The sequence below is a fragment of the Cnuella takakiae genome (genome assembly GCF_001953305.1).
Taxonomy (GTDB): Bacteria; Bacteroidota; Bacteroidia; order Chitinophagales; family Chitinophagaceae; genus Flavisolibacter; species Flavisolibacter takakiae.
In genome coordinates this window covers 4,212,601-4,224,666 of the sequence record NZ_MTFE01000010.1, presented here as the reverse complement: position 1 = coordinate 4,224,666, position 12,066 = coordinate 4,212,601, and the positions used below count along the sequence as shown (strand labels likewise).

Below are 12,066 nucleotides of genomic sequence, written 5' to 3'. Positions count from 1 at the left end.
CGCCCGGCGTTTCCATCAAAACCTGCATCCAAGCAGCAATTTCATCCATCACATAGCCTTATCGCTGTTATCTCCAACAGCTACCACCGCACGGGCATTTGCTGCTGCCGGTATCAGTTTTACCGAACTAAATGGGGTAAGTTCCACCTGCCCGCTATCGTTTGCTGCCAGGTATCCTTTGGCTGTAACAGCCAGCGGTGTTAAGTAGCCATCTGCCACTACTGTTTTGCTTTTTCCTTTTGACAGTTTTTGCAGCACACCAACCAATGATTTGGCAGGTAAAGAAGTAGGCTGCTTGGTTCTTTTGTCAACAAAAGGTAAGGGGTCAACAGGCCCGCGGAATGTGTACACACCAAAATGCAGGTGTGCAGGCGTAGTGCGGGCATTGCCGGTGTTGCCTACCGTTCCAATCGGGTCGCCTTTGCGTACCACCTGCCCCTGTTGTACATCCTGTCGGTCGAGGTGGGCATAGTAAAGCGTGTACTCTTTTCCTTCAGGTCTGAGCCAAACCACTTTGCCGCCAATGGGCGTTTCCTGCACCCCGGTAATATAGCCATCCATGGCTGCCACCGCAGGTGAGCCTTTTTTTGCAAAAATGTCTACGCCTTCATGCCGGCGCTTGCCAGCATCGCGATCGGCACCCCAAAAGGAACCGATATTGGCCCTGGGGTCCGTTACCGGGAAGCCGATGGAAGGTCCTTCGGTGATGCTCAGTTTATATTGGCCGCCTTTCAACAACTCAGGCTGCAGCCGCAGTACATAATTACCTTCCGTTTCTACATCATAGGTAAAATACCCGGCAGCTGTATCGGCTGAATACAACAGGGAAGCCTCCGTGCCCGGCTCCTGGAGGAAGAGATCGGCATAAAGGGGAAAGGATGCATCGGTTGACCTGTCCAGTTCAAACCGCACCTGTGCTCCCTTACGTGCCTTGAATTCCAGGCCAAGTGCTATTTGCATGCTATCGGGAAAACTGCCTTTTTGCTGGTAGGGAAGGGAAATGGCTACAGGTTGCAGGAGCGCTACTTCGGCTGCCTGCTTCCAGCGTTTGCCTTCCGGCGTTTCTTCCAATTGTCGTTCGTATGCTTCGCGGGGTGTTTTAGGCCCCAGTACTACGGCGGCAATCTTACCGCAGGCGGCTTGTGCCAGCAGTACCGGGAAGGCCAAAGAAAACATCAGGTTTTTTAGGATCATGGCGTCGCATTAGGGCAAGGATAACGCCGGAAAAGGTGAAGAACTTGCTAATTGGATTTTGGTAGTTTTTGCCCGTCACGGTTGTTACACGCAAAGGTGCGGAGCAGCGAAGAGGCAAGAATTAAAATCCCTGTAGCCATACTTCTTTTTCAAGTACTGCTACAGGGATAAGCTGCCAAAATCTGAAACCACACATCCGGAATCCTAAAATGGATACCCAATCGCCAGGTTGTAAATCACGTTGCTTTTGCGCCATGCAGCATCGCGTATTTCCACTCCCTGGAACCAACGCGGATCGGCCTCCCAGGGTTTGCGCACCGGGATACCCACATCCAGGCGAATGACAAACAGCGTAATGTCGAGGCGCACACCCGCACCCACACCTACGGCCAGTTGCTTGAACCAGTCCTTGGTAAACTTGGAGCCGGGGCGTGAAGGATCTTCGTTTTTCAGCCAGATATTACCCGCATCCATAAAAAGGGCACCATAGAGCGGGCCGCTGATATGTGGCCGGAACTCGGTGTTGAACTCCAGGCGGATATCACCCGTTTGGTCGGTAAAGGTGATATCCCCTTTAGGCCGGTAGGTACCCGGACCCAGTGTGCGGCTTCGAAAGGCACGTAAAGAGTTGTTGCCGCCGGCAAAATATTGTTTTACATAAGGCAGCCGCACCGAGTTGCCATAAGGCATACCAAAGCCTGCGATGACGCGGTTGGCCCAGGAGCTTTTGGTGCCTATGCGGCGGTAATAACGGACATCCGTTTCCAGTTTGATGTACTGGTCAAAAACGGCACTAAAAATCCGCTTGGGGTCCTGAGCATTGCCGCCTCCGGTAACCAAACCGGCCACATTGCCAGCAAAATCCACCAACCCGTTAAAGTAGAACGAGTTGGTCTTTTGGATGCCTGCAGCCAGGTCGTTGTAGTTGTAGTTGTAATTGGTGCCCAGCACAAATTGCGAGTCGATAATATTGGACAGGTAGGGCTTGTTGCGGATGCTGTCGTAATACTCCTGTGTTACGTTGATGGGCTGCACATAGGTAATGCTTACAGGATTAAACTCGTGGCGTTTGCGGATGCTTTCCTGCCACACATAGCCAAAGCTGCCCCTGAAGGAGTTGAGGGTATAGAGCTTGCGGCGGTTGAGCACATCGTAGCCAAGGGTAAACTTGGTTTGCGGCATATAGCCACCGCGGGTGCGTACATCAAAAAAAGGCACCGCAAAGCGGGGGATCAGCAGGTTGGCCTCCGCACCCGTGCGGTAGGTGTTGTACCCTTTAAACTGCCCGCCAAACTGGGTTTCTGAACCAATATACCCGCTGACGCTGAGCAGCTCGCCTGCTTTGAAGGTATTGCGGTTGCGCCAGCTGAAAGAAAGCTCGATACCGTTCAGGTTATTGCTTTTGGAAGTGGTGTTTATCTCGCCACGCAGCGATTTTTTGGGCAGCGGGGTAAGGTAGTAGTAGGCATCCAGGTAGTTGCTGTCCGTAATGGGTTCAAACCGGTTTTTTACAAAACGGAACTGGTTCAGGTTGATCAGCCGGTTCAGGGTTTGGTTATGGTCGGTGCGGTTGTACAGGTCGCCGGGCCGGAACTGCATGGCATGGTCAAACAGCAAGGGGCGATACCTGTTGCGGGGATCAATTACATAATACCCGTTGTACAGCTTACCTATGTTTTTGCTGGTATCCTGTCTTGCCGCATTGAGCGTATAGCCACTGTAGATATACACGTTGCGGATGCGGTAGGGCTCGTCGGCTTCAGCAGGGGTTTCGGGCTTCAGCACCAGCCGCATATCTACTTTATTCAGCCCGTCGGTAGAATCTACCTGCGCCAGCAGGAAGTCGGGGCTAAAAAAGTAAAAGCCTCTTTCTTTTACATAAGCATCAATACGGGTGCGTTCACCCTTGATGAGGTCGAGGTCGAAAGGAGCGCCGGATTTCAGCAGGCTTTCCTTGCTGCTTTCGCGGATGGCCTGTGCCATGGCGCTGGTATCGCCCGGAAAGATCACCGAGTCGATGGTATAGCGCGGTCCTGCAATGGCCACGTATTTCACCGAACCCTTTTTGCCCTTGGTGGTGGAGTCGCCACTAACTTCGGAACGGAAAAATCCTTTGTTTTCCAGAAATGCATCCAGGTTGGTTGTATTCAGGTTCAGGTCTACTGCACTCAGCAGCACAGGCGGCTGCCCCTGCTTATCGCGCAGCTTACCCCAGAAGGAATTGGGCTTTTTGTTGCGCAGCGCATTATAGATGACCAGCTTAAACGGAATACCCAGCAGGCGGCCATTAGGCTTGGGCCGGGTCAGCCCCTGCAGATCGCTTTGCAATACCTTTTTGGTGCGTTTGTCCAGGCTGTCGGCACGCAGTTCTACCGAGGCGCCGGTATACAAATGGTCCCCATCCGGTACACTCTTGGTAACATTACAGGCGGCCAGTAAGAGTGTCATTCCGCCCAGTAAAAAATAGTTCCTACTCCTGTTCATTCTTTGTTTCTTTTTCTTCCGGTTTGGTGGCCTCAGTTTTTTCCGTTGCGTTGTTTTCCCTTCGCTGTTTGCGGCGTTCCTCGCGTTTTTTGGTGCTTTCAAAAATCTGGTTCAACCGGTTATAGTCTACCGTCATGATAAAACCCAGCCCGGTTTCGATGATGTAGCCATCCACAATTCCTTCAAAATCATTGCGGCGATAGAAGCGGAGGGCATAGCGGCCATCGCGGCTCAGTTGGTAGTTCACCGCCAGGTTGCCCGCAATATTGGAGCTCTTCTGGTTTTGCTGTGCCCCCTCCAGCAGGAAGTCGCTGCCCACACTTACCGTAAGGCGGTCGTTCAGCAGGCGTTTGCTCAAACCCACGTTCAGATCGGTGCGGGTGCGGCGGTCGCCGGTTGTATAATCATCGCTTGAGGTAACCCCAAAGTTGAGGTCCACACCAGCAATCAGGTCGCCGGCAAGGTTGTTCAGCTGTTCGGTCAGCAGCTTGCTCACACTCTGGCGGGCAAAGGTTTCGGCATTGAAGCCGCCACCGCCACCCTCGCTCTGGAAGGGATTTTCACCCACAAAGCGGTTAAGCAGGAGGATGGAAAATACCTGTTTGTTCAACTCCGAAGGTTCCTGCCGCAGCTGGGTAAGCCGGTAGTTGACTGTTTCCACTACATCGCCGCCAACGGTATAGTTTCTTTCTTTAGGCAACTGCACGTCGAAGGTGAGTTGGGGTTTCAGCAACTCGCCATCCAGGTTCAGCAGCACCTGGAACGGCAGCTTCTGAAGGTAATAACCCCTTTCTGTTGCATCCACCTGGTCGGCTACCAGGTCGAGGGGCGACGTGTTGGCTACATATATAGCGGTCATGTCCAATTGGGCATTGGTGGGCTCGCCCAGCCAGGTAATGGTGCTGCCCTTTTGCAGGTCGAAACGGCGCTGCAAAAAGTTGAAAGAAAAGCGGTACGCACCTTCGGAAACGGTATAGGTACCGGTCATGGTGATCTTGCCACTGGGGTCGATACCGGTGGATAGCTGGCCTTCGCCTTTGATGTTCAGGAAGTCGCCGTTGGCAGGATCCACCACCACGTTGAAATTGGCTTCCTTGCTCAGCGAGAGGTTTACCGCCACATCAAAACCCACCAGTTCCGATTTGTTCAGGGTATCCACCATTTTGAACAGGGAGTCGCTCAGCGGTGCGTCGAAATCGAGGAACTGTACAATGCCCTCGCGGGTAGCCACGCTGGCTTCGGTTTGGGGAATGACTACCGTAAAATCGGTTTTGTCATTTACCGACAGGGTGCCATCTACCTTGGGCTCCGACATATTGCCGCCAATATGCAGTCGGGTGGAAATGTACAGGTTGCCGAAGTAGAGGTCATTGGCCTTTTTGGTTGTGCTCAGCGCCCTGAAATCGTTGGCATTGAGGTTGAGATCGAAACCAAAGGAAGTAAAGTCGGTGGTGCGCACCGCGCCATCAATGGTAAAGGCCTGGTTGGCCGAATCGCGGATGGCAAATTTGTCGAAGGTAAGGCCTTCGTTATTGATCCGGATATCTTCGTCATCAATGCGCAACGGTCCACCCAGCGGAATGGTTACCAGGCTTACTTCGTTAAAACGAAGAGCGCCATCAATATCGGGTTTGCTGGCGGTGCCGCCTATGCTGATTTTGCCGCTGATATCGCCATCGGCCTTGCGTACAAAAGCCGCCATGGCGCCTTCGAAATTGGACAAGGCCAACCGTTGCAGGTCTACATCCAAATCAAGCCCTATATCTTCTGCCAGTTGGGTCATGGTGCCCGTAATACGGGCATCGTTGCCACGGCCACCCAAAGTGATATTGGCCTCGTAACGGTTGGCAGTATTGCTTACCACCTGCAGGCGCAGGTCGCCAATGGTGTCCCGTTGCATGCTCAGGTTGGCAATGGTAAGGTCGGAGGTAAACAGCATCTGCTTGGGCAGGGCGGCAAAGCGTACCGATCCGTCGATCACCCCATCTGCCAGCAGCGAATCAGTTTGCACAAACCCAGTTAGGGTAGCCACCCGGAAGTCGTTGAACGTAACCGTCAGCGGTTGAACGCCACTGCCGGGTGCACTTTGGATGGCCAGGCTCTGACCGTCTTTTGACAGGGTAAAGTTGTCGGCCCTGATCAGGTCGGGCGACACCAAAATCTGGTTGTTGGCAGCCACCGTCCAGCGGTCATAGTTCAGCAGCAGGCTGTCGGGTGCCAGCGAAAGGCGGTACACGCCATTGGGCTGCATCTGAAACAGGCCTGCCAGCCGGTATTTATCCTTTTCCTGCTGGTCTTCCAGGTTGAGGCCGAAATTGATATTGTTATTGAGCGCTGTGGCATAGAGGGTTGTGCGAAACAGTTGCAATCCACCTGCCTTGATCTGGTTCAGCTGACCCTGCAGTTGCAAGCCCTGCGCACTGGTAAATGCCCGCACATTGATGCCCAAAAGGGTGTTGCCGCCAAATGCCAGCTGGTCGCTGCGCACATTGGCCTGCATACCACTACCGGTTGCCAGCCTTCCGTCCATGTGAATAGGGTTGGTAATATTCAAACCCGGTACAAAGGCGGCATACAACTCCGATGGGGCGATGTCGGCGTTAAAGGCAAAATCGTAAGGTTGCACCTTGGGTATCGCTATGTCCGGGGTCATGTTGATATAAGGCGCAAGGTTCTGTTGAAAAACTGAGCCCAGTTCCGCCAGTTGGTACTGGCCCTCCAGTTCGGCACGGATGATATCGCTGTTGATGCGTACAAACTGGCCCGAGTCGGTGCGGCCGGCATTCAGGGCAAGGGTGTCAAGCGGCAGGCGGTTGGTACCCGAAACAAGGAGCATTTCTGTGATCAGCACATCGGCTTCCAAGTTGGCAGGATCAAGCGAGGGCATATCGCCATTGATGCGGCCTCGGAAAACAAGCGGCTGCGTGGTAAAACCAAGCGGCAGTGTTTTCACGCTATCAATCATGCCATTCAGCTTCAGCGAAGGCGTACCGTTGAAATCACCTGCCGCATTCAGGGTAAAGGCGGCATTGGCATCGCGGCTGTTGAGGCTGGCCGAGAAAGTCTGGCCATTCAGCCTGCCATCCATGCTGATGTTGCGGTAGGTATAGCCATTAAAGCCTGCAGCAGCAATATTGCCTTTGAAGTTGGTGCGGATTGTTTTGGGGTCCAGTCCCGTACCATTGGCTGAGAAAGTTGCTGAAACGGTACCGATTTGCGGGTTGCGGAGGATCTGTCCCAGCCGCAAGCCGGCTGTGCGCACGGTAGCATTGTACTGTGCCCTTACAGGGTCCGTGATGTTGGCAAAGCTGCCCCTGATGGCTGCCGAGCCCGCCGATGTGCGCAGGTTCATATTGGTGGCCAGCCGGCCCATATTGCCCCGGATGGTGCCATCCAGGTCAATGCTTTCGGGAAGGGAAATCTGGTCCTTGGGAATGGCGCCGCCACTCAGTAATTCCAGGTCGGCACGGGTGGTGTGCAGCCGCTGCAACGTAAAATCGGCACCTGCCACCGAGGGGTTCATCAGGTTGGTAAGCCTGCCCGAAGCACGAACTGCGGTATTGCCAAAGCCATCAAAATTCAGGTTGTTCACCAGCAGGTTGTTCACCGTGCCGCTGGCATTCAGGTCCATCCGCCATACATCGTTTGCATTACGGAAGGCCGGCTGAGCCGCAAGGGTGGGCACAAAGGTGAGGATGTCCTTAACCTGCACCCGGCTGTCGTCGATATCAATTTCCATGCGGGTAGCCGGGAAATTGTTGGTCAATGCCTCATAAGAGGAGTATTTCAACACCAGGTCACGTTTCAGTTCGGTGCCCGGTGTTTTGATGTAAAGGTCTTTAAGGTGTGCGCCATTGTAAGCATAGAGCAGGTCGCCACGCAGTTCCTGCAGTTTAAACCCGCTTTTTTCCTCCATCTGCCCGCGGGTGATGCGGGTGGCAATGGTATCGGTGGACATGATAAAGTTATCCGCATGCAAGGTCAGGCCCCTGGCATCCAGGTGGGCATAGTCCATACCGCGGGTGAGGCGGGGTTCGTTATCGTTGTCGAACTTAATATTGTTGTTATTCAGCCTGATGCTGCCTACCCGGAAATTCCAGCCCTGTGTTTGCTGGGCGTCCACTTCCTGTTTTACCTCTTCTTCCACCACCTTGGCCGCAGCGGTCTTGCCCATGCGGATGGCCGCCGTGGTGTTTTCCAGTATCAGGTCCTCAAGCATTACCGTGTTGTTGGTCATATCCAGCTTGCGGCCGGTGGTATGCAGGCGGCCCAGGTTCAGCACGGTATAAAATGCCGATACATCATTGGCGTAATCGAGGTTGATCTTCGATAGGGTAACATCGCCAATCCGCAGCTGCATGGGTGTGGGAGCAGCGGCTTCGGCCACGTCTTTAACGGCAGGTTCGGGTGTGGCCAGTGGCTTTGTTTGCTTGATCACTGCTGTAAGATCGCTGATGGCTACCGAGGGAATGTCGTAATAGAAGGCACTGGGGTTGATGCTGTCCATCCGGGCTTCGGCAGCGCCGATGCGCACCCGCATATTGTTGCCCGTAACATCATCGTTCAGCTGGAACACAATATTTTCCAGGTTGAACTTATTCAGCGCCATTTTCATGGGCGCTGAAGCAGCAGCCGTGTCTACCGTAGTGGTTTTGGGTGCAAAGGCATCTACAATAAACTGGAAGTTGAACGTGGTATCGGGCAATACTCTTTTGATCTTGGCGGTAAGGTCTTCCACCACCAGATCGTTCACTTCCAGTTCACTGTTGAACAGCTTCATGAGGGCCAGCCGGGCCTTGATGGTACCACCGGAAACAAGGGTATCCTTGGTGCGGTCTTCAATATATATATCCTTCAGGTGGATGCGGCCGGTAAGGCCAAATCCAACCGAGCCGATATCTACACGGGTCTGGAGTTTGTTTTCCAAAAAGCTTTCAGCTCTTGCCGTCAGGAATCTCTGCACCGGGGGTGTCAGGATCAACAGGAAGATCACTACTACAAAAAGCAGCAGGAAGAGGACGGTCTTCAGGAGAATGCGGGCGATTTTCAAGGTTATGGGCTTGTGATGCACTTCTGTTTGCATGCTATAAGTTAACTACGGTGGTAGCCCGTCGCAAATACCAGACCTTGCAGAAGCGGAAAACTGTTGCCTTGAATCCCAAAGCTGTTGATAAAGAAGAGGTTTTCGTGTGGAGAAAGTTCTACGGAATACCTTTCCTGGCAGTTGACGGCTAAATGGACTGGTTGGGACAGGGGTAAATAAATGCCCCGGCAAATGCGGGGCATCAAAAGTTTATTGGTAATTCATGGTGCTGCACTCATGAAAACAGGAGCAGGTCCTCGCTCGGTTAATTGCAGTTCTGAAATCACCTGCCGAATCAATTCGGGGTTGTCGGTACCCTGTACCTGCCACCCGGCAGGGCTTTTCTCAGCAATGATACGGGGCGCAACATCCTTTCGGGAGGGGTTTTCTGCAGGACTAAGTTCAGCCCTTTCATTGTCACACTGCACCCGGTAACCAACCGGTGCATGGTTCACAAACAGCACGGTAGAAAACGTTTCCATAGTAAGGGTTTGAAACCATAATGTATTCCAATGCTGTACCTGAAATGCTTTCCTCGAAAGTTTTACCAATTTCCTATCACTTGTCTTGTTGCGCAACTGTAGGCGATCCTGCAAATAGCCTGGCAAAATTGGGTGTGGCCGTATCGGCTACGGTGCTGTCGTTTTTCTTATAAATAAAATAGGCTGCCAGGTGTTTTTCCGCCGCAACTGCTTGCAAAGCCTTAGTCAGTCCCATTACCATCAATGCATTGTCCCAGGCATCGGCAGTAATTGCGTCGGGCGCCCAAACCGTTACCGCTACCAGCTCGTTCTGCACCGGGAAACCGGTACGCGGGTCCAGCAGGTGGGTGATGGCCTTATTGCCACTCAGGTAATACCTGCGGTAGTTGCCCGATGTGGTGAGGGCGCCGCTATCCAGCCGGAGGTAGCGCTGCAGGGGGGCGCCGTATGATTCGGCGGCTTCCGGGCTTTCCACGCCAATGGCAAAAGGCTCGCCTGAGGGTTGTTTACGGCCATTTACCCGCAGTTCTCCGCCTATTTCCACGAGGTAATTGGTTACCCTTTTTGCTTCCATGAAACGGGCCAGCACATCCACGCTATAGCCCTGCGCAATGCCGTTGACATCCACCTGCAGGCAGGGTTTTGCTTTACGCACTTTTTCCCCTTTAACCCTTAAAAGCCGGTACCCTGTGCAGCTGCGCAGTTGTTCGATTAGCGTTGGGTGGGGTGGTGTCGTGTGTTGTTTGGCCCCAAAGCCCCAGGCTGTGATCAGGGGCAGGATGGTAAGGTCGAAAGCACCATCCGTGCGCCGGGCAATGGCCTGCCCTTTTTGCAGCACGGCAGACAGGTGCCGGTCGGCAGCAAACTGCTTTTCCGCGGCGTTCAACGCATTGATCCTGCTATGGCTTTTGTAAATAGAAAGTGAGCTGTCAAGCGAGGCTAGAATGCTATCGCACTGCAACCTGGTTACCAGGCTGTCCTCCGCATAATAGATCACCGACCAACTGGTTCCCTGGGCCTTCCCGCGCAGCTCGTAACGGTGCCATTCGGCAGGGGGCAGCAGCAGGCGCAGCAGCAAAAGCAGGGGCATCAGGAGGAACATAGCAGGAATAGAAATTATGGATTTCGGGTAAAAGGGGGTGAAAAAAGGAACCGGCTACTCAATATCTTCTGCTGGCATCAATGTATTGGGTTGGTTTTTCCCTGCCCAGCTTAGTACGGCCAGGCCCAGTACAGAAGCAATGGTGGATGCGGCAAGAATTGCCATTTTCGATTCGTTGGTATGGGTAGCGTCGTCAAATGCCAGCAGGGTAATAAAGATGGACATGGTAAAGCCAATTCCTCCCAGGATGCCGGCGGCAAGCAAGTGCTTCCATGTAACTTCCCCGGGCAGGCGGCTCCAGCCAAAAGCAACGGCCATTCCGCAAAACGCCATGATGCCAATGGGTTTGCCTGCCACCAGTCCCAGCATGATGCCCAGGCTATTGGGGTTTTGCAAATCGCTGAACCAGGTATTGGAAATGATGATGCCTGTATTGGCCAGGGCAAATATGGGCAGCACAATAAAAGCCACGGGGTAATGCAGTGCGTGTTGTACCCGGTAGGAAAGCGATTGCTCATCGCCATTGCCAAAGGGCATGGCAAAGGCCAGCAGCACGCCTGCAAGGGTAGCATGAACGCCGCTTTGGAGCATGCAATACCACAGGCCAATACCCAGCAGCACGTACACCCATATGCGGTACACCTTCAGCCGGTTGCACAAAAAGGCAAGTGCCCAGAAACCCAAAGCGCCTAGCAGGTACAGCAGTTGCAGGCTCTTGGTATAGAAGAATGCAATGACGAGAATGGCACCCAGGTCGTCGATAATGGCAAAAGCGGTAAGGAAAACCTTGAGTGCATAAGGCACTCGTTTGCCCAGGGATAGGATGCCAATGGCAAAAGCAATATCGGTGGCCATGGGAATGCCGCCGCCATCCTGTGTGGGCAAACCATAGTTGAATGCTAAGTGAATCAGAAAGGGAAATACCATTCCACCGAGCGCGGCAAAAAGAGGCAGGGAGGCATTCCGGATACTTGAAAGTTCACCTATATAAACCTCTCTTTCTATTTCCAGCCCTACCAGCAAAAAGAAAATGGTCATCAGGCCATCGTTGATCCAGTGTTCAACAGATAGTTTGAGGTGAACGCCCGGGCCATCAAAACCTACTTTCTGGTGGAAGAAGTCAACAAAATCCTGCCCAATCAACAAGTTGGCCAGCAGCAGGCTGATGATGGTGGTACCAATTAAAACATATCCGGAAGCGCGTTCGCTTTGAAAAAAGTCCTTGAACAGTCTGGTAATCTTCATGATCGGTCGGGGGTTATGGGGCACTGCCGCGAAGAAATAAAGAATGCCCCATTCAGCCCAGTAAAGTTTATCATGGGCGGATTGGCGGCCATTTACACCCGCTATTAAAAGCATACCTTCTTTGCTGCTGCTGAAATCCAGGGCCGCCTTCCCGATTAGTGGCTGGCCTTGATTATCTTTAAAGCACAACCCTGATTGTATGAACCCAGAGCGCCTTTTTACCCAGGCCGGCAGGCTGTTTCATTTCACCTATGGCAGCAAACAGGTGGCCTGCAACTACTATTTTACCAGGGTCAACCATAATTCGCCCGCCGAAAAGTTATGGATGAATATCCTCTTTCACTGCGGGGAACGCAAGGAGGTATTCGAATTGACCATCGAGCAGCCCGAGTCCATCCTCTTATTCCGTCCCAAGCTGGCGCTGGACCTCAAAGTGCAAAAATTGGTAGAGCTGTATTTGACGCAGTTTTATAGTT

Annotated in this window: 7 protein-coding genes; 1 reads left to right on the top strand and 6 read right to left on the bottom strand. The window is 53.0% G+C overall.

Going from position 1 to position 12,066, the window contains the following annotated elements; all coding sequences use genetic code 11:
* Positions 1–48: 48 nt before the first annotated feature.
* The 6 genes from BUE76_RS18090 to nhaA all read right to left on the bottom strand — a co-directional run bounded on the left by BUE76_RS18090 (position 49) and on the right by nhaA (position 11,590).
* Entirely contained in the window at positions 49–1,194 is a 1,146-nt protein-coding gene (locus tag BUE76_RS18090; RefSeq protein ID WP_073043436.1) for a M23 family metallopeptidase, read from the bottom strand.
* 204 nt (positions 1,195–1,398) lie between these two features.
* The gene (gene tamL / locus BUE76_RS18085; RefSeq protein ID WP_245798357.1) at positions 1,399–3,642 is read right to left on the bottom strand and encodes a translocation and assembly module lipoprotein TamL; all 2,244 of its coding nucleotides are present in this window, start codon (positions 3,640–3,642) and stop codon (positions 1,399–1,401) included.
* Positions 3,643–3,664: 22 nt separating this feature from the next.
* Positions 3,665–8,761, bottom strand: a complete 5,097-nt coding sequence (locus BUE76_RS18080; protein ID WP_073043432.1) for a translocation/assembly module TamB domain-containing protein — start codon at positions 8,759–8,761, stop codon at positions 3,665–3,667.
* A 221-nt stretch (positions 8,762–8,982) separates the two neighbouring features.
* The gene (locus tag BUE76_RS18075; RefSeq protein WP_073043430.1) at positions 8,983–9,243 is read right to left on the bottom strand and encodes a hypothetical protein; all 261 of its coding nucleotides are present in this window, start codon (positions 9,241–9,243) and stop codon (positions 8,983–8,985) included.
* A 76-nt stretch (positions 9,244–9,319) separates the two neighbouring features.
* Positions 9,320–10,345: an FAD:protein FMN transferase gene (locus BUE76_RS18070; protein ID WP_073043428.1), complete on the bottom strand. Its 1,026-nt coding sequence runs from the start codon at positions 10,343–10,345 to the stop codon at positions 9,320–9,322.
* Between the two features lie 54 nt (positions 10,346–10,399).
* Complete coding sequence (gene nhaA, locus BUE76_RS18065; RefSeq protein ID WP_073043632.1) at positions 10,400–11,590, bottom strand: Na+/H+ antiporter NhaA; 1,191 nt, start codon at positions 11,588–11,590, stop codon at positions 10,400–10,402.
* Between the two features lie 199 nt (positions 11,591–11,789).
* On the opposite strand from nhaA, the gene BUE76_RS24815 reads away from it, so the two are divergent.
* On the top strand, positions 11,790–12,066 hold a 277-nt coding region (locus BUE76_RS24815; protein WP_073043426.1), incomplete at its 3' end, for a hypothetical protein.